Source organism: Paraburkholderia sp. C35 (assembly GCF_003121405.1).
GTDB lineage: Bacteria > Pseudomonadota > Gammaproteobacteria > Burkholderiales > Burkholderiaceae > Paraburkholderia.
This window is the reverse complement of record NZ_QBUY01000006.1, coordinates 179,468-197,289: the sequence shown is the minus strand read 5'-3', so window position 1 is coordinate 197,289 and position 17,822 is coordinate 179,468. Positions and strand designations below refer to the sequence as shown.

The following is a 17,822-nucleotide window of genomic DNA, read 5'->3' as shown; positions in this document are numbered from 1 at the left end:
CTCCTTGAGTCGGAATGTGAGCCGGGCTTAGGCCAATGGAGGCTCACAGGGAGATCAGATGAGAGAAGATCGACGCGAAGGACCTGCGCTTCGGTTGTCTCTAACCGCTATGGTGTCGGCGGTAACTTAGGTCAGAATTACTTCGGGACCAGCCGACCGCCCTATGTGGGCTCAAAGCGTATGTTCCGGATAATCCGCTGCAAGCGCGCACGCCGAATCTGTCCCCAACTCAGCAGGCGCAAGCAAAACGCGCGACACTATCGCTCACTTGAGCACCCGCCCACGCCGCTGGGCAGGAGACCGATCTCCAGCGTGATCATTCGCGATGAACCTTCCTTCGCTGCGTGACTGGATCTTTTCATTAAAAACCTTCGCTGCGGGGATGCTTGCGCTTTACATCGCGTTCTACTTCGATCTTCCCAGACCATACTGGGCGTTGGCATCGGTCTACATCGTGTCGAATCCGTTCGTCGGCGCGACACGATCGAAGGCGCTCTATCGCGTGTTCGGCACGGTGCTCGGCGCGCTGGCTTCCGTCCTGCTCGTGCCGCCGTTTGCGGAGACGCCTTATCTGTTGAGCGCGGTGATCGCCTTGTGGACGGGCCTGTTCGTCTACATTTCGATTTCGACCCGCACCGCACGCAGCTACGTCTTTTTGCTCGCCAGTTATTCGTTATCGGTAATCGCGCTTCCCGCCCTGTCGAATCCGCTGAGCATTTTCGATGTGGCCGTCGCGCGAACCGAAGAGATCACGCTCGGCATCGTTTGCGCGAGCATCGTAGGGAGCGTCGTTTTTCCAAGCAGGCTGGCGCCGACATTGATCGAACGAACCGACTCGTGGTTTCACGAGACCGCGCTCTATATGCGCGAATCGCTGGCGGGCCGGGTCGGTGGCCTGGTGGTATCGGCAAGCCGTCAGAAGATGGCATCGGGTGTGCGCGGCTTCGAATTCCTGTTGAGCCAGCTTGCGTACGATCATGTCAGCCCCGCGATTCTCGCGCGCAGCGAGGAGTTGCAAGGCCGCATGCAACTGATCCTGCCGATCACCTCGTCACTCGCGGACATACTCGCTGCAGCGCTAAAAGCGGCCCCAGGCGTGCACGCCGATCTCGACGAACTGCTGCGCGACATCGGCGCCTGGATGGATGCACCGCTGAGCGACGATCCCGAGCGTGACGCCCCGCGCCTGCGCGCCCGCATTGCGCAACTGGACCCGGCGCACGGCGAACTGACGAACTGGCAGGCCGCGTTGTTATCGAGTGCGCTCGCCCGCTTGCGGCAACTAATCGATCTGTGGGTGGACTGCAAGACGTTACGCCGAACGGTCGTTCAGGCTGGCGGAAAGTGGCGGCCACGCTTTCGCCACTGGCGGATCGGCACGCGGCATGCGTTTCTCGACCGTGGCCTCGCACTGTTCTCCGCCAGTTCGGCCGGGCTGGTCATCTTCGTTTCGTCGTGCCTGTGGATCGCTTCAGGCTGGCAGGATGGCGCGGCGGCCGTGTCGCTGGGCGCGATCGGCGTCTGCTTCTTCGCCGCACTCGACGAGCCTGTACCCATGATGATCACGTTCCTCAAGTGCGCGACAACAGGCGTGGTCATTTCAGCTTTCTATCTGTTTGTCGTGCTGCCGAGCGGCCAGGACTTCGGCATGCTGGTCATCTTCTTCTCGTTCGTGTTTGTGCCGCTCGGGTTATTGATGCCGCGTCCGAAATGGGCGTTGATATCGACACTGGTGGCATTGACCACGGCGACCTTCCTCGGCATCGACAGTGCCTACGACGCGAACTTTCTGACTTTCATGAATGGCAATCTCGCGGGGCTGGCCGGTGTGCTGTTCGCGTCGGTGATGACGGGCGTCATTCGACCGTTCGGAACGGATGCAGCGGCGGCCCGGCTGACGCGGTCGAGCTGGCGAGACGTCGTTCTCAGCACGTCGACGCTGTCGCTGGATCAGCAGCGCGACCTCAATGCGCGCATGCTCGACCGGCTCATGCAGCTGATTCCGCGTGTTGCGCCGAGCGAGGATCACAAGCACGCCTCCACTGAAAGCTTGCGCGATATGCGCATCGCGCTCAATTCACTCGATCTACGCAGAGCATCGGCAAAGCTGCCGTTAGAGTTGACGGCCTTGCTGGATCGCGTGCTCGACGGCGTGCGCTCGTACTATGAGGCATGTCTCGAATCGGGTGCGCGCGTGGCCGTGCCTCCCACGCTCGCAGCAGACGTCGACGCCGCCGTGACACGGCTGATGGCGGATTTCGCAGCCGATCCCGGCGCGCCCGGTAACAAGCTGCGCAGAGGCGCGTTGCATGCGTTCGTTGGATGCAGGCTGTCGCTGTTTCCGGGCGCGACGCCGCTATGAGCCGAACGCCAGCACGATCTCGTCGATCGTCACGCGAATACGCGCCGTGTGCCGCAAATCCTGATGCGTGACGAGCCAGACTTCATAGGCCTCGTCGTTCGACCGATCCGGCCAGATCCGCACCAGCCCGTCGCGTTCGGCCATCGGCACGGGTAGGAGGCTGATGCCCAGTCCGGCCCTGAGCGCTGCGCGCAATGTCAGGTTCGCATTCAGACGCGCAACGATGCGCCCATCCGTCAGCGGTTCGCCGAGAAAGACGGGCGTGCGCTCCCTGGCGAAATACGGCTGATACACCACCAGATCGTGTCCGGCGAACCGCTCGCCCGGCACCGGCTCGCCGTGTCGCCGCAGATAGTCGGGCGACGCGTAAAGGCCGACGTCCCAGCGCGCGAGGCGGCGCGCGAGCAGATCCGGATTGCGTGGCTTGACGGTGCGTATCGCGATGTCGGCCTCGCGCTTCGCGAGATTGAGAACCTGAGTGGTCGTGTCGAGCATCACCGAAACATCCGGATGCTTCGCATGCAGGCGCGCGATTGCGGGCATGACGAACTCCTGGCTCAACGCGTCTGTAGTCGAGAGCTTTACCTCGCCGGCGAGGCGTTTGTCGACGCCTTGCGCGTGCCGCACCAGATCGTGCGCGGATTGCTCCATCGCTTCGGCGGCACGGATTGCGGTCTTGCCGACGGCGGTGAGTTCATAGCCCGTCGAGGTGCGCAGGAACAGCGTCGCGCCGAGCGCGTGCTCGAGCGCGGCAAGTCTGCGGCCCACCGTTGCCTGATCGATATCGAGCGCGCGGGCGGCGGCGCGCAAGGTTCTTTCCCGATGAATCGCAACGAAAATGCGCGCGTCGTCCCAGTTCATGACTGCTCCCGGCGTGATGCAAATTTGCATCATACGATCGGCAATTCGCTGCGTGTCAAGCGCTCCCTGCGTCGCTACACTTTTTTCATCCGATGCAGCGATTCGGTGAATGACTCGAATCCGCGGTGCATCCGGCAATCTGAACAGGATGAAATCGTGTCACACGAAACTGGCGCACATGCAATTCCCACGGCGATGACGGCAATCGAGATCACGCAACCGGGTGGCCCGGATGTGCTCGCACCCGTCGCGCGCCCGGTTCCCACCCCCGCAGACGACGAAGTGCTGATCCGCATTCACGCGGCCGGCGTCAACGGTCCCGACCTGTTGCAACGCAAGGGCTTGTACGATCCGCCGCCGGGCGCGTCGGATATTCCCGGACTCGAAGTCGCGGGCGAGGTGGTGGCGGCGGGGCGTTCGGTGACGCGATTCAGCGTCGGCGATCTGGTCTGCGCACTGATTCCGGGCGGCGGCTATGCAGAGTACGCGGTCGCGCACGAGAGCAACACGCTGGCGATCCCGCAAGGTCTGTCGATGATCGAAGCGGCGGCGATGCCCGAGACGTTCCTTACGGTATGGCTGAACCTGTTTCAGCGCGGCAAATTTGCAGCAGGCGAAAGTGTGTTGATACACGGTGGCGCATCCGGGATCGGCACCACGGCGACGATGCTCGCGAAGGCATTCGGCGCCTCGAAGATCATCACCACGGTCAGCTCCGATGCGCAACGCGCCGCCAGCCTCGCGCTCGGTGCCGATGTCGCGGTCAATTACCGTGATGAGGACTTCGTCGATGCCGTGATGCGCGAGACGGATGGACGAGGCGTGGATGTGATCGTCGACATCATTGCCGGCGATTATGTCGCGCGGAACTACGCGGCGGCTGCGATCAATGGCCGTATCGTGCAGATCGGCATCATCAAGGGCGCAGCGCAAACGCTCGACCTGATGCCGATGCTGACCAAGCGCCTCACGCACATTGGTTCGACGCTACGTTCGCGTACGCATGAAGAGAAGGCCGCGTTGATCGAGGCGCTCGAACAGATGGTGTGGCCGCAGATCCAAAGCGGCGCAGTGAAGCCCGTGATCTATCGCACTTTCGATCTCAACGACGCGCGTGGCGCGCATGCGCTGATGGAGTCGGGTGCGCACATCGGCAAGGTTGTGCTGACCACGCGCGCGGCGCGCGCGGTCTGACATCGCCAACGGATTCGAGTACATCGGAAAGACGTAGAGCGTGGCGCGCTCACCAACCCCGAGCCGCTACGCCTTCACATCGATCAGCACGCCAACCGGCCGCCATTGAACGCCCTTGGTCTCATCCGATAAGCCATTCAGCAACGCGCCCAGCGAGACTTTCGCGTTTCCATTTTGCACCAGCGCTGCCACGTGATCCTGCAGCGCCTGATTCAACTGTCCGATAGCGTCCGTCATCGGATCGCCCGCTCCGGCGCTGGCATTCGACGTGTTGCTCGCATCGTCGATACCGAAGTCCCATTCATCCGTATCGGTGTCGGTGTCGCTCGCGACGGAGCCCGACAGCTTCGCCAGATCGGCAATCTGCGCGCCGAGATCGCGATAGCCGCTGACAACCGAACTGGATGATTGCACATCCGACACGCTGGAAATCGCGTCGCTCGTTTCATTGCCTGACGTGTTGAGTCCATTGGCAATCGCAATCGACTGCTGCAATTCGAGTGCCTGATAAAGCGCCGCGATCAGCGATGCGCTCGATGCACTGACGCGCCTCGGCAACGACAATGCATCGGTGTTGCCGTTGAAGTTGTCGCTGACGGTCAGGCCCGTCGATGCGTCGATGCCGAGTCGCGTCAACGTGCGTTTGAGGGCTGCCATCAGCGCATCGTTGCCGCCATCGGGCGTGCTGGTTGCCGCCGATGCATCCTTTGCGACGGGCGGCTCGGGCGGTGGCGGCGTGGTGACAGAGGTGTTCGTGTTGATCGGATCAGGCGACATGGGCTGACGCTTCCTTTGTTCAGCGCTTTGGGCGACGGTCGGGATTCGGATGCACGGTACGGATGTGCAATCGGGTTATCGGGCACGCCGCATGAGACTTGATGCTTTGTAATTGCGCGAAAGGAAGCACGCCAAAGAAGCGCCGCTTTCAGCCAGCGTCCTCAGACCGTTTCAGGCGCATCGACACCGAAAACCGTTCAGCCGGATGCAAGCTGACGGACACTTCGAACGCGACGCCAGCGGAATCCAGATATCGCCGCACGATCTCCAGCGCGGCACTGCCAGGCTCGACACGCAACACGGCAGCCATTTCCGCCGACACATTCACGGCGTGCACGTCCTGCTGAATCTCGGACACGCGGCGCCCGTAGCGTGCCTCGATGAGCGAGCTAATCAACGTGTCGGGTTGCTCGCGCGCGGACTCGGCGATATCGGCATAGCCGGGATCGATATAGACATCGGTCCAGCCGACAGGCGGCCGCTTGCCATCTCCATCGACGCGCAAGCTCGACACGCGCAGCCATCGCTCGCCTTCCTCGCAGCGCAGGCGTTTGGCCAGTGGTCCAGCCGCTGCGATTTCCCCCGTCGATTGCACCACGCGCTGATGCTTCGAGCCGAACTGAACCAGATCCTCGACCGACGCCAGCGATGGACGGAAATCGTTCCTCGGCTGCGCCGATTCCACCCGCGTGCCGGCGTTCTTGCGCCGCGACACGATGCCCAACTGCTGCAACTCGTGCAGCGCCGCGCGAATCGTGTGGCGGCTGGTCTTGTACTGATCGCGCAGTTCCAGTTCGGTCGGCAGGTACGAGCCGACGGGAAAACGGCCGCTGGCGATGCCCTGCGTCAGGTCGCGGGCGATGTCGGCGTAATGGGGCTTGTTCATTTTGGTGATCGGGGGGTGAGGCAGCGCTGATCCAGGGTAAATCATAGCTTGAATCATATGTTCGAACATATTATCTTGAATATGTCCGGACATATTGAGGAGTAAGCCGATATGTTCCAGTGCCATCCGAACCCGTTTTGATTGAGGCAACAGCCGCCATGAACACCCGCTCCATCGCTTTTTCCAGCACCGTCATCGATTCGATTCTGTTTCGCGACGCTTTCGGCACGGCAAAAATGCGCGCCGTGTTTTCCGATCACGCGCTGGTGCAGCGCTATATCGACGTCGAAGTTGCGCTTGCGAAAGCCGAAGCGCGCGTTGGCGTGATTCCGGCGGAAGCGGCGGAAGTGATTGCGCGCGAATCGCAGATCGGGCGCATCGATTTCGATCACATGCGCGAGGAGACCGACATCGTCGGGTATCCGATCCTGCCGCTCGTGCATCAGCTGGTCGGCATGTGTGGCGAGGCGGGCCGCTATGTGCACTGGGGCGCCACCACGCAGGACATCATGGATACAGCGGTCTCGCTGCAGGTGCGCGACGCGCTTGACTCGATCGATGCGGACATTCGCAAGTTGCGCGGCATCCTTGCCGGGCTGGCGAAAAAGCATCGCGACACACCGATGGCAGGCCGCACGCATCTGCAACAGGCGCTGCCCGTCACGTTCGGCTACAAGGTCGCGATCTGGCTCGCGATGTTCGACCGTCATCAGCAGCGCATTGCCGAGTTGCGCAAGCGCGTCGCCGTGGTCGAATTCGCGGGCGCGGCAGGCACGCTCGCTTCGCTCGGCGACAAGGGTCTCGACGTGCAGAAGGCGCTCGCTCATGAACTGAAGCTCGGCGTGCCAGCCACCACGTGGCACGTCGCACGCGATGGCTTTGCCGAAGCCGTCAATCTGCTCGCGCTGGTCACGGGTTCGCTCGGCAAGATTGCGACCGACATCATGATCATGGCGTCCAACGAATTCGGCGAAGTGTATGAGCCGTTCGTCAAAGGGCGTGGCGCGAGCAGCACGATGCCGCAGAAGCGCAATCCGATTTCGAGCGAACTGATGCTGGCAGCGGCGAAAGCGGTGCGCCAGCAGGCGGGCCTGATGGTCGACGCGATGATCCAGGACTTCGAGCGCGCGACGGGCCCGTGGCACGCGGAGTGGATCGCGATTCCCGAGAGTTTCATTCTGACCTCGGGCGCGCTGCACCAGGCGAAGTTCGCGCTCGGCGGCCTGATCGTCGATACGGAGCGCATGAAGCACAACCTCGGTATCAGCAAGGGCTTGATCGTCGCGGAGTCGGTGATGATGCAGATGGCGCCGTTCACGGGCCGCCAGCAGGCGCACGACATCGTCTACGACGCATGCCGCACGGTGAACGAACAGGGCGGCACGCTGGCCGAAGCACTTGCCGCGCTGCCCGAAGTGACCCGCCATTTCGATCGCGCCGCGATCGACCACATGATCGATCCCGCCAACTATCTGGGCCTCGCACCGCAGATGGTCGATCGCGCGCTCGCGCTGTCCAGCGAGATCTGAACCACGATTCGTGGAGGAGCACACACCATGACAAACGACAACGCAACGCACGGCGAGCCGATTGCGCCGCCCGTCAAGCGGCCCTGGTATCGCAAGCTTGGCATGCAGGTTTTGCTGTCGCTCGTGCTGGGCATCGCAGTCGGGCTGATCTTCCCGAAGTTCGGCGCGCAACTGAAAATACTCGGCGACATCTTTCTCGCGCTGATCAAGGCAGGTGTTGCGCCGCTGGTGTTTTTGACGATCGTGCACGGCATTGCATCGGCGGGTGACGTGAAAAGCGCGGGACGTGTCGGTTGGCGCTCGATCGTGTACTTCGAAGTCGTCTCGACGATCGCGCTCGCCGTCGGGCTGCTCGCCGGCAATCTGCTGCAAACGGGCAAAGGGATGACGGCCGTGACACCAGGCGCAATGCCTTCGATCGCCGCGAAGGCCGCACCGCAAGGCTTCACGGAGTTCGTGATGCATCTCGTGCCGGATAACTTCATCGGCGCGTTTGCAAAGGGTGAATTGCTGCAGGTGGTCGTGCTGGCCGTGATGGTGGGCATCGGCATACTCGCTATTCCCGAGAGCCGTCGCGTGCGCATCAACGAAGGGCTGGACCTCGTTTCGCAGGTGCTGTTCTCGTTCATCAATCTCGTGATGAAGCTCGCGCCGCTCGGCACCTTTGGCGCTGTGGCGTTCGCCGTGGGCAGCAACGGCACGGCGGTGCTGATCGCGCTTGCGCAACTGGTGTTGAGCTTCTATGCGGTGATCGGGCTTTTCGTCATCGTGGTGATGGGTGCCATCGCGCGGCTGGCGGGCTTCAGCATGTGGCGCTTCATGCGCTATATCAAGGATGAAATCCTGATCGTGCTTGGCACGGCGTCATCCGAAAGCGCGTTGCCGCGCCTGCTGATCAAGCTCGAACGCCTTGGCTGCGCGAAACAGACCGTTGGACTGGTGCTGCCGACGGGATATGCATTCAACCTGGACGGCACGTCGATTTTCATGTCGATGGGCGTGATGTTCATCGCGCATGCGTACAACGTGCCGATCACCTTCGAGCATCAGGTCGGCATTCTGCTGCTGATGCTGCTGACGTCGAAAGGCGCGGCGACGGTGTCGGGCGGCTCGTTCGTCGTGTTCGCCGCGACGGTCACGTCGACGGGTATTTTGCCTGTCGAAGGTCTTGCGGTGATCTTCGGTGTCTACCGCTTCATGTCGATGGCGATTGCAACGTGCAACACGATCGGCAACAGTCTGGCGACGGTGGTCGTCGCCAGATGGTCGGGCACTTTCGACGCACAGCGCGCGCAGCGTCATCTGTATCCCGAGCGTTATCCGGATACCGCTCGCGAAGACGACGGCCTGAGCGGCGGCGCGCTGCTGCCGGAAGACCTTGGTAGCGGTCAACGCCAGCCTTCAGCCGTCACGCTCAAGCGCGCGAGTGCTTCCCACTAGATGAAGCCATTGCGTTAGTGCAACGCGTTCACGCGGGCATCCACGCGCGCCGGGCTGGCTGACGCGCCGTCATCGAGCTTGCCCGCGATGAACTTGGCCACACGCCATCCAAACACGATAGCCGGGCCCAAAGTCGTGCCCGGACCCGGATACGTGCCGCGAAAGATCGACGCCAGATCGTTGCCGCACGCAAACAGCCCCGGTATCACGCTGCCGTTCGCGTCGAGTACTTCGCCGTTCTCCGTGCCGCCGAGTCCGGCACTGCACGCGAGATCGGCAGGCCAGACTGTGACGGCGTAATACGGGCCTTGCCCCAACGGACGGATGCAGGGATTGGGTTTCTGCGCGGCGTCGCCATTGAAACGGCTCATCGGGCTCGAGCCGCGGCCAAAGGCGGGATCGTTGCCCGTTGCTGCATCGCGGTTATAGCGCTCGACAGTGCGTGCGAGTCCGGCAGCGTCCACGCTCAGCTTCGCTGCCAGTTCGGCCAGCGTATTGCCCTTGACGAGATACCCGGCGCGCTCGAACGCCGCAATGCGCGCGCGGCTGCGGCCCGGCATCAGCAGACCCAGCCCGTAGTCGCGAATGAAGTCTGCATCGACGATCAGATGCGCGGGCACGCTGGCGCCGTCACCGTCGTCGCGCAGCATGCCCATCACGAAGTCGTGATACGAGTTCGACTCGTTGACGAAGCGCTCGCCCCGGTTGTTCACCGCGATCAGCCCCGGCTTCGCGCGGTCGAGAATGATATGCGGCCACACGCTGTCTTCACCGTGCGGCGAACGGCGGATCGAACAGGGCATCCACAGGCCGGGACTGTCCCCGCCGTTTTCGAGTTGAGCGTTGACTGCGAGCGCGCTGCTGACGCCATCGCCTGTGTGCGTATCGGGCGATAGCGACAGCGGTTGCGCGGCAACCGGAAACAGCTGCTTGCGCAACGCCGGATGACGCGTGACGCCGCCCGTCGACAGCACGACGCCGCGGCGCGCACGGATGCGCCGCTGCACGCCGTCGCGCGAACCGACCACCGCGCCCGTCACGCGCCCTTGCTCGCGAACCAGTTCGACGAGCGGCGCTTCGAAGCGCACGGCCACGCCTCGCTTGCGCAAGCTGTAGAAAAGCCGCGCTGCGAGCGCGTTGCCCATCACGAGTTGCGTACCGCGTGCAAAGCGCGTGCGGTCGAGCGCGTAGCGGCCCACCACTTCGAGCGTGCGCCTGAAATTGTTCCATGAAGCGAATGGGCTGAGCAGCGCGCCCAGATCGCTGCGATTGACCATCATCCCGCCCAGACCCATGAACTCCTTGCGCGGCGGGCGCACACGCGAGAAATCCTTGTCCAGCACGCGTGCGTCGAAAGGTACGGGTGCGAGCGCACGGCCACCGAACGCCGCACCCGGCCCTGTCACGTAGTCGGGATGCGCGGCGGCGGCGACGAATTTCACGTCGCTGATACGCTGCAATTCGTCGATGGCGAGCGGGCCGCTTTGCAGGAAAGCCTCGCGCGCAGCGTCGCCGCCACGCTCGCCCACCACGGATTGCAGAAACCGGCGCGCATCGTCGACGCTGTCGGGCACGCCCGCATCGACACTCAACTGCGTGCCAGGGACCCAGGTCGTGCCACCCGACGTCGACGTAATGCCGCCGACCGCGTCGGTTTTCTCGCACAACAGAACGTCCAGCCCTTCATGATGCGCGATCAGCGCGGTTGTCATGCCGGCTGCGCCCGCGCCGAATACGAGTACATCGACTTCCTCGTCCCAATGGATGGTGCTGCCCGAATTCATGTTTCCCGTCTCCTGCGTTGCCTTGTCGCTTGTCCATGTTCCTGGCGACCCGGCCATACCTTTCGTGGCCGCGCTGCAAACGCGGGCCGATTCTGCCTACGCGCAATGCTCACACTTTGGCGTCGAGCAGAAAGTCGACCATGCGGTCGCACACGCGGCCGAACATCTGCGTGCCCGTCACGGTCGGGCAGCCTCGTGCGCGCGCCGCTTCGATGAACGGTGTGAGCGGCGGCTTGGTGACGACATCGCCGACGAAGGTGGAAGCGGGCAGGCGCGATACGTCGATGGGCAACGGATCGTCGGCGCGCATGCCCATGGGCGATGCATTGATCACGACGTCATACGCCTGTGCTTCGACGTCGGCGGCGGCTACCTGCACCGCGCCGCGCTGCATCGCCGCGAGGCGGGTGACCAGCGAACCCGTGCGCGCCGCATCGTTGTCCCGCACATCGAGCGACGCGACGCCTGCTATCACAAGTGCGTGGCCAATCGCCGAGCCTGCGCCACCTGCGCCGATCAGCAGCGCGCGTTTGCCTTGCAGATTGCAACCCGCGTCCTGAAGTGCGGCAACGAAACCGGTGCCGTCGAACATGCCGCCGTGCCAGCTGCCATCGGCGGTGCGCCGCAGTGTGTTCACTGCGCCGAGAAAATCGGCTTCTTCCGTTAGCGTGGTGCAGAAGCCTGCCGCACTGAACTTGTGCGGCACGGTGATGATCACGCCATCGACGTTGCGCATCTGGGTCACGCCGGCGAAGAATGCCGCGAGATCATCCGGCGCGACATGCGCGGGCACGACGAGCGCATCGCGTCCTGCTTCACGCAGCGCAGCTGTGACGCCCTTGGGCGAACGCACCTGGGCAATCGGATCGCCGACGATGAAGTACACGCGCGTTGCGCCGCTCAGTCCTTCATCGAGCGATACGGCGACGTGGCTTGCAGTTGTTTGGGTCATGCTGTTTACCTCGAAAATAGAACGGGCATCGGTAGCCGTTTGCACACTGGTTACGGCAAAGGCATCCGATGAATAGGAGTTGATTGTGGAATAGTATTCCATATTAAGTGGCTATTTCACAATATCCGGGTATTTACCTGGATTCGCGCCGGCGAACCGAGGGCGATTGATCGTCAGCGATGCGCTGCGTGCGCCTGACGATAGAACGCAATCGTCTGCCGCAAGCCTCCTTCCAGCGGGGTATGCGGCAGATCCGGCAACAGGCGCTGTAGTGCGGGATCGTGCGGAAAGGCAGTCGCGATGGGCAACGGCGTGCCTGCTGCACCGATGTGCGCGTCCGGCACGATCGCGCGAATTCCGTCGATCACCGTCTGCACGGAAGCGATTTCTCCCGCAAGCGTGAATGCATGCGCGCCTTCCACGTCGCGCAGCAAGGCAGCGTGATAAGCGGCGGCGACATCGTCGGCGTACACGAAACCCGTTGATCCGCTGAAGGGCATCGTATAGCGCTCTCCGCGCGCGGCGGCCCGGCATGCGAGGCTCGGTCCCGCGCTCGATCCCGTCTCGCGCCCCGCGCCGTACACGACCAGCGGCCGGAAGCCCACGCTCGCCATACCGTGATCGTTCCAGTACGCACGCGCCGAACCTTCGCACGCGAGCTTGAACGCGCCGTAGTGCGTTTGCGGATACGGCGTCGCACCGTCGTCGGGGCCGAATACGCCCGCGCTGCTCGCATAGAGCACGCGCTGCAAACCCGCCGCGCGGGCCGCATCGAAGACGTTCAGCGTGCCGATCAGGTTGATTTGCGCGCCGCGCACCGGGTTGGCTGCGCAATCGGGTGTCAGGATGCCTGCCAGATGAATCACGGCGTCGCAGCCGTCCAGCGCGCGCGTCACGTCGCTGGCTTGCGCGATATCGCCCGTGCGCCATTGAACCGAATCCGCCTGCTCAGGCGCCAGCGCGTGCAGCAATTGCGGCTTCGCCTGCAGATCGAACGCCACGCATTCGATGCCGTGCGCCAGCAGTCGCCGCATGATCCACGCCCCGAGAAAACCGCTACCGCCTGTTACCAGCACTCGCATATCGCTCCTCCGTGTCACCACAAAAACTTTGCAAGATCGTCATTACTGGAATAGTATTCCACAAAGAAAGTTCGTTCCATAGAATTTGATTGAGCAGAACCGAAGATGAAACGTGAACCGATACTCGAATGCGATGTGCTGGTGCTGGGTTCCGGCGCAGGCGGACTGTCGGCTGCCGTCACGGCGGCAGCACAGGGCTTGCGCGTGATGGTCGCGGAAAAGGAAGACGTGTTCGGCGGCACGACGGCATGGTCGGGCGGCTGGATGTGGATTCCGCGCAATCCACTGGCGACGCGCGCCGGTATCCGCGAGGACATCGACGTGCCGCGCACGTATCTGAAGAGCGAACTCGGCGCGCAGTTCGATGCAGACAAGGCGAATGCGTTGCTGGAGCGTGGACCGGAAATGATCGAGTTTTTCGAGCAAAACACGGCCGTGCGTTTCATCGACGGCAACCGCATTCCCGATTTCCACACTACGCCTGGCGCGTCGACGGGTGGCCGTTCGGTGTGCGCGATGCCGTTCGACGGCAAGGAACTCGGCCCGCTGATCAGCAAACTGCGCGAGCCGCTCACGGTAATGACGATCAAGGGCATGGCGCTGGCGTCAGGTCAGGATCTGGCGCATTTCTATCGTGCCACGCGCTCGGTGAAGTCTGCGTTTTACGTGACGCGGCGCCTCGCGGCATTCGCATGGCAGAAGCTGCGGTATGGCCGCTCGATGCATCTCGTCAACGGTAATGCGCTGGTGGCGCGTCTGTTGAAGTCGGCGGCGGATCGCAAGGTCGATCTTCGTACGAATGCGAAAGCCATCGGCCTCTTGCGCGATGACGCGCGTGTCACGGGTGCGCGTGTGGAGATCGACGGCGTGGTGCACGAGGTGCGGGCGTCGCGCGGCGTCGTGCTCGCATGCGGCGGCTATCCGCATGATGTCGCGCAGCGCGCGCGCACGTTCGCCTATACGCCTTCAGGCCACGAGCATTGGTCCGCGGCGCCGCGCTCGAATACGGGCGATGGCATTCGCCTGGGTGAATCGATTGGTGGACATTTCGACGATTCACTCGATGCGCCCGCCGCGTGGGCGCCTGTTTCGTTGGTGCCGCAACGCGGCGGCAACGACGTGGCTTTCGCGCATCTGATCGAACGCGCGAAGCCGGGTGTGATCGCCGTGACGCGCGCAGGGCAGCGCTTCGTCAACGAGGCATCGTCGTATCACGACTTCATTTCAGCGTTGCTCGGCACGACGCCGCGCGGCGAGGAAGTCTGCGCGTGGCTGATCTGCGATCACCGTTTTCAGCGCCGCTATGGGTTGGGCTTTTCGAAGCCGTTTCCGTTTCCTGTTTCCGCCTACGTGAATTCCGGCTACCTGAAGCGCGGCGCGACGCTCGCTGAACTTGCGAAGGTGTGCGGCATCGACGCGCAAGGACTCGAGAATACGATCGGCGCCTACAACACGTACGCAAAGGATGGCTTCGATCCGCAGTTTCACAAAGGCTCGACGCCATACAACCGTGTGCAAGGCGACGCCACACACGAGCCGAACCCGTGCCTTGCGCCGATCGAAAACGGCCCGTTTTACGCAGTCAAATTGCTGCCGGGCAGCCTCGGCACTTTCGCGGGCCTCGCCACCGATGCGAACGCCCGCGTGCTCGACCGCAACGATCACGCGATTCCCGGCCTCTACGCAGTCGGCAACGACAGCGCAAGCATGATGGGCGGCTGCTACCCGAGCGGCGGCATCACGCTCGGCCCGGCGATGACATTCGGCTATCTCGCAGGACTCTCTCTTGCCGGCGCAGCGCAACCCTCGACGCGCGCCGGATCTTCCTCTTCACATCAAGGAACCATGCAATGACTCTGTATGACACGGTCACTCTCACGGTGAAAATCGGCACGAATGCGCAGGTATTCGAAAGCATCAAGGCAAGCGGCAATCAACCCGGCTCGACGCTGCTCGGTTGCTGGTATTCGGACATCGGCGCGCTCGGCAAGGTGATGGTGTTGCGCGGCTTCGAATCGGAAGCGGCGCTGGTGAACGAGCGCAAGCGCCTGCTGCTCGAAGGCAATCCATTCGGCTGCGGCGAGTTCGTCACCGACGTGAAGGTGGAAAGCTACGCGCTGTTCCCGTTCCTGCCGCCCATCGAACCGGCTGTGCATGGTGGCATCTACGAGATGCGCGTGTATGGCACGAAGCTCGTGAGCCTGCAGCACACCATCGACGCGTGGGAAAACGCCGTGCCCGAGCGCACCAAACGTTCGCCGCTGATCGGCGCGATGTATTCGCTCGACGGCACGGTGCCGCGCTTTCTGAACATCTGGCCGTATGCGAGTGTCGATGAACGTTCGCGCATTCGCGCCGAAGCCGTGAAGGATGGCATCTGGCCGCCGAAGGGCGGACCCGCGCATCTGACGACGATGGAATCGACGATCTACATGCCCGCGCCGTTTTCGCCACTGCGCTGAGCGGCACGTGTGCGACAGGATTCGGACTGGATAAAGGAGACATGATGACTCAGGCTCATGCGCGCGCGCTGTCGCTGTCCGCGCTGACTGTGCTGGAACTGACGCCGCCGCAGATGGTGCAATGCGCGGTGGACGCGGGCTACGACTTCGTCGGCTTGCGTCTGCTGCCCGCGACGGATCATGAAGTGCAGCATGAAATTGTCGGCGATACCGCGTTGAAGCGCGAGACGCTTGCGGTGCTGAAAGACACCGGCATGCGCGTGCTCGATGTCGAGATTTTGCGGCTCAAGCCGGATACCGATGTCGCGTCATACAAGCCGATGCTCGAAACGGCCGCGGAACTCGGCGCGCGTTTTGCGCTGGTGGCGGGCAACGATCCCGACGCAGCGCGCACCGCGGATCGGCTCGCGCGGTTGTGCGAGATCGCTGCGCCGCTCGGCATTACGCCTTCGCTCGAACCGATGCCGTGGACGGACGTGAAGAACATTGCCGAGGGCGCGCGGATTGTCGAAGCGAGCGGTGTACGCAACACGGGGCTCATCGTCGATCCGATTCACTTCGATCGCGCAGGCGATTCGCTCGACGCATTGCGTGCGCTGCCGCGCGAATACTTCGGCTATGTGCAGTTCTGCGACGCGCCCGCCGAGCGTCCCACGGATCTCGATACGCTGCTGTTTCAGGCACGCTGCGAGCGAATGATTCCGGGCGAAGGCGGTCTCGATCTCGCCGGGATTCTGCGGGCGTTACCGGAGCATTTGCCTGTCAGCGTCGAAGTGCCGACGCAGCGCTGGGCGCAAACCGCTGGCGCAGTCGAACGTGCCCGCCGCCTGCATGAAGCGACGCGCGCAGTGATCGAACAGGCCTACGCGACGGCAACGTAAGCGCAATGCCGTTGTGACTTAAGGCCATTGCGCGCCGCCGTACAACGTTTCAGGCGGCGCGCTGGCCATCTCTTACTGAACACATAACAAGAACAATCCTTCGGAGACACCCGATGACCTTCTCGCAAGCGGCCAAACAGTCCGCGCAAGGAACGGCTGAGCGCGTCGAACGCACGCTCGACGTTCAACAATTTCTCGATCATCAACCGATCGGACGCTTCCAGCTTTTCGTGCTGCTGTTGTGCATGCTGATCGTGATGCTCGACGGCCTCGATACCGTGATGATCGGCTTTATCGCGCCATCGCTTTCCACGGCGTGGGCGATACCGCGCGACGCGCTCGGCCCGGTGATGAGCGGCGGCCTGCTCGGTCTCGCGTTTGGCGCGCTTGGTGCAGGGCCGATGTCGGACCGTTTTGGACGCAAGACGGTGATGACCACAGCCGTGCTGTTCTTTGGCGTATGGAGTCTCGCGTCGGCGTTCGCAACGGGCGTCGAATCGCTGACGGTGCTGCGCTTTCTGACGGGCATCGGGCTCGGTGCATCGATGCCGAACGCCGCGACGCTGATGGCCGAATATGCGCCGCCGCATCGTCGTGCGTTGATGGTGACGGTCGTGTTCTGCGGCTTCACGTTCGGCGCGGCGGGCGGCGGCTTCGTCAGCGCGTGGCTGATTACCGCGTACGGATGGCATTCGGTGCTGCTGCTCGGCGGCGTGCTGCCCATTCTGTACGTGCCCGTGCTGATCAAATGGTTGCCGGAATCGGCGCGCTATCTGGCGTTGAAGGAAAGCCGCCGCACGCGTCTCGTTGCCGTGCTCAACCGTCTGAAACCCGGTGCCGCCAGTGACTCGACGCGTTTCGTGTCGCACGAACCGGAACGCGCGGAACGCAGCCCCGTGCGCGCGATTCTTTCTCGCGAGCACGCGTTCGGCACGGTGATGCTGTGGATCTGCTACTTCGCCGGTCTGCTCACGGTGTATCTGCTCGGCAACTGGCTGCCGACGCTGATCCGCGGCATCGGCTTCACGCTCGCTGAAGCGGCTGTCGTCGGTGCGCTTTTTCAGGCGGGCGGCACGATTGGCGCGGTGCTGATCGGCTGGCAGATGGACCGCTTCAATCCGCATCGTGCGCTGGGCCTGACTGTGCTGGCGGGCGGCCTGCTCGCCTGGTATATGGGTGCGGCGGCACATGGTTTCAGCACGATCTGTGTGCTCGCGTTCGGCATGGGCTATTGCATGAACGGCTCGAATACTGGCTTCTGCGCGCTGGCAGCGGGTTCGTATCCGACCTCGATGCGCGCGACGGGCACGAGCTGGATGCTGGGTGTCGGCCGCTTCGGCGGGATCGCGGGCGCGATGCTCGGCGCGTCGATGCTGCACGCGAACTGGAGCTTCGGCGAGGTGTTCATGGCGCTCGCCGTGCCTGCCGTGGTCGGTGCAGCGGGCGTGCTGCTGAAGGGCGCGCGGCACAACGGGCCGGTTGCGCAGGTGAGTGTGGGCGCCGGACACTGAAGGGCGACGGAGCGTCAACCGGGCATCGCACGTCCACAATCGAACCGTCATCCGAAACTGCTTGAATTCCAGTGTGGAATCGTGTTCTCATTTGTCTCTGG

The 17,822-nt window shown here is 63.1% G+C and carries 14 protein-coding genes; 8 read left to right on the top strand and 6 right to left on the bottom strand.

The window, feature by feature from the left end; all coding sequences use genetic code 11:
- The first annotated feature begins 325 nt into the window (after positions 1-325).
- Positions 326-2,362: an FUSC family protein gene (locus tag DK391_RS06460; RefSeq protein ID WP_109477155.1), complete on the top strand. Its 2,037-nt coding sequence runs from the start codon at positions 326-328 to the stop codon at positions 2,360-2,362.
- Here the strand turns inward: DK391_RS06460 and DK391_RS06455 are convergent.
- Entirely contained in the window at positions 2,357-3,223 is an 867-nt protein-coding gene (locus tag DK391_RS06455; RefSeq protein ID WP_109477154.1) for a LysR family transcriptional regulator, read from the bottom strand. The genes DK391_RS06460 and DK391_RS06455 overlap by 6 nt on opposite strands.
- A 195-nt stretch (positions 3,224-3,418) precedes the next feature.
- Between DK391_RS06455 and DK391_RS06450 the strand changes: the two genes are divergently transcribed.
- Positions 3,419-4,417 carry an NAD(P)H-quinone oxidoreductase gene (locus tag DK391_RS06450; protein WP_109477184.1) on the top strand — a complete coding sequence of 333 codons (999 nt, stop codon included), beginning with the start codon at positions 3,419-3,421 and terminating at the stop codon, positions 4,415-4,417.
- Between the two features lie 66 nt (positions 4,418-4,483).
- On the opposite strand, the gene DK391_RS06445 is transcribed toward DK391_RS06450, so the two are convergent.
- Together DK391_RS06445 and DK391_RS06440 are read right to left on the bottom strand one after the other, a co-directional pair.
- Positions 4,484-5,194, bottom strand: coding sequence for a hypothetical protein (locus DK391_RS06445; protein WP_109477153.1), 711 nt, complete (start codon positions 5,192-5,194; stop codon positions 4,484-4,486).
- A 148-nt stretch (positions 5,195-5,342) separates the two neighbouring features.
- A complete protein-coding gene (locus DK391_RS06440) occupies positions 5,343-6,080 on the bottom strand; it encodes a GntR family transcriptional regulator (RefSeq protein WP_109477183.1) in 738 nt (245 codons plus the stop codon).
- 158 nt (positions 6,081-6,238) lie between these two features.
- On the opposite strand from DK391_RS06440, the gene pcaB reads away from it, so the two are divergent.
- On the top strand, positions 6,239-7,609 hold the full coding sequence (gene pcaB, locus DK391_RS06435) for a 3-carboxy-cis,cis-muconate cycloisomerase (protein ID WP_109477152.1): 1,371 nt from the start codon (positions 6,239-6,241) through the stop codon (positions 7,607-7,609).
- Positions 7,610-7,636: 27 nt separating this feature from the next.
- Positions 7,637-9,049, top strand: a complete 1,413-nt coding sequence (locus DK391_RS06430) for a cation:dicarboxylase symporter family transporter (protein ID WP_109477151.1) — start codon at positions 7,637-7,639, stop codon at positions 9,047-9,049.
- A 14-nt stretch (positions 9,050-9,063) separates the two neighbouring features.
- Here the strand turns inward: DK391_RS06430 and DK391_RS06425 are convergent, their stop codons facing one another.
- The 3 genes from DK391_RS06425 to DK391_RS06415 all read right to left on the bottom strand — a co-directional run bounded on the left by DK391_RS06425 (position 9,064) and on the right by DK391_RS06415 (position 12,867).
- Positions 9,064-10,833 carry an FAD-binding protein gene (locus tag DK391_RS06425; RefSeq protein WP_109477150.1) on the bottom strand — a complete coding sequence of 590 codons (1,770 nt, stop codon included), beginning with the start codon at positions 10,831-10,833 and terminating at the stop codon, positions 9,064-9,066.
- A 109-nt stretch (positions 10,834-10,942) separates the two neighbouring features.
- On the bottom strand, positions 10,943-11,785 hold the full coding sequence (locus tag DK391_RS06420) for a shikimate dehydrogenase (protein WP_109477149.1): 843 nt from the start codon (positions 11,783-11,785) through the stop codon (positions 10,943-10,945).
- Between the two features lie 173 nt (positions 11,786-11,958).
- Positions 11,959-12,867 carry an NAD(P)-dependent oxidoreductase gene (locus DK391_RS06415; RefSeq protein ID WP_109477148.1) on the bottom strand — a complete coding sequence of 303 codons (909 nt, stop codon included), beginning with the start codon at positions 12,865-12,867 and terminating at the stop codon, positions 11,959-11,961.
- 105 nt (positions 12,868-12,972) lie between these two features.
- On the opposite strand from DK391_RS06415, the gene DK391_RS06410 reads away from it, so the two are divergent.
- The 4 genes from DK391_RS06410 to DK391_RS06395 all read left to right on the top strand — a co-directional run bounded on the left by DK391_RS06410 (position 12,973) and on the right by DK391_RS06395 (position 17,721).
- A complete protein-coding gene (locus DK391_RS06410) occupies positions 12,973-14,721 on the top strand; it encodes an FAD-dependent oxidoreductase (RefSeq protein WP_109477147.1) in 1,749 nt (582 codons plus the stop codon).
- On the top strand, positions 14,718-15,329 hold the full coding sequence (locus tag DK391_RS06405) for an NIPSNAP family protein (protein ID WP_109477146.1): 612 nt from the start codon (positions 14,718-14,720) through the stop codon (positions 15,327-15,329). Before DK391_RS06410 ends, DK391_RS06405 begins: the two co-directional genes overlap by 4 nt.
- 44 nt (positions 15,330-15,373) lie before the next feature.
- Positions 15,374-16,210 (top strand): sugar phosphate isomerase/epimerase, encoded by an 837-nt coding sequence (locus DK391_RS06400; RefSeq protein WP_109477145.1) that lies wholly within the window; start codon positions 15,374-15,376, stop codon positions 16,208-16,210.
- A gap of 113 nt (positions 16,211-16,323) precedes the next feature.
- Positions 16,324-17,721 (top strand): MFS transporter, encoded by a 1,398-nt coding sequence (locus DK391_RS06395; protein WP_109477144.1) that lies wholly within the window; start codon positions 16,324-16,326, stop codon positions 17,719-17,721.
- The last annotated feature ends 101 nt before the right edge of the window (positions 17,722-17,822 follow it).

Coding starts and splice junctions, on each gene's coding strand:
- DK391_RS06460 (WP_109477155.1), top strand. CDS start 326: ATGAACCTTCCTTCGCTGCGTGACTGGATCTTTTCATTAAAAACCTTC.
- DK391_RS06455 (WP_109477154.1), bottom strand. CDS start 3,223: ATGAACTGGGACGACGCGCGCATTTTCGTTGCGATTCATCGGGAAAGA.
- DK391_RS06450 (WP_109477184.1), top strand. CDS start 3,419: ATGACGGCAATCGAGATCACGCAACCGGGTGGCCCGGATGTGCTCGCA.
- DK391_RS06445 (WP_109477153.1), bottom strand. CDS start 5,194: ATGTCGCCTGATCCGATCAACACGAACACCTCTGTCACCACGCCGCCA.
- DK391_RS06440 (WP_109477183.1), bottom strand. CDS start 6,080: ATGAACAAGCCCCATTACGCCGACATCGCCCGCGACCTGACGCAGGGC.
- pcaB (WP_109477152.1), top strand. CDS start 6,239: ATGAACACCCGCTCCATCGCTTTTTCCAGCACCGTCATCGATTCGATT.
- DK391_RS06430 (WP_109477151.1), top strand. CDS start 7,637: ATGACAAACGACAACGCAACGCACGGCGAGCCGATTGCGCCGCCCGTC.
- DK391_RS06425 (WP_109477150.1), bottom strand. CDS start 10,833: ATGAATTCGGGCAGCACCATCCATTGGGACGAGGAAGTCGATGTACTC.
- DK391_RS06420 (WP_109477149.1), bottom strand. CDS start 11,785: ATGACCCAAACAACTGCAAGCCACGTCGCCGTATCGCTCGATGAAGGA.
- DK391_RS06415 (WP_109477148.1), bottom strand. CDS start 12,867: ATGCGAGTGCTGGTAACAGGCGGTAGCGGTTTTCTCGGGGCGTGGATC.
- DK391_RS06410 (WP_109477147.1), top strand. CDS start 12,973: ATGAAACGTGAACCGATACTCGAATGCGATGTGCTGGTGCTGGGTTCC.
- DK391_RS06405 (WP_109477146.1), top strand. CDS start 14,718: ATGACTCTGTATGACACGGTCACTCTCACGGTGAAAATCGGCACGAAT.
- DK391_RS06400 (WP_109477145.1), top strand. CDS start 15,374: ATGACTCAGGCTCATGCGCGCGCGCTGTCGCTGTCCGCGCTGACTGTG.
- DK391_RS06395 (WP_109477144.1), top strand. CDS start 16,324: ATGACCTTCTCGCAAGCGGCCAAACAGTCCGCGCAAGGAACGGCTGAG.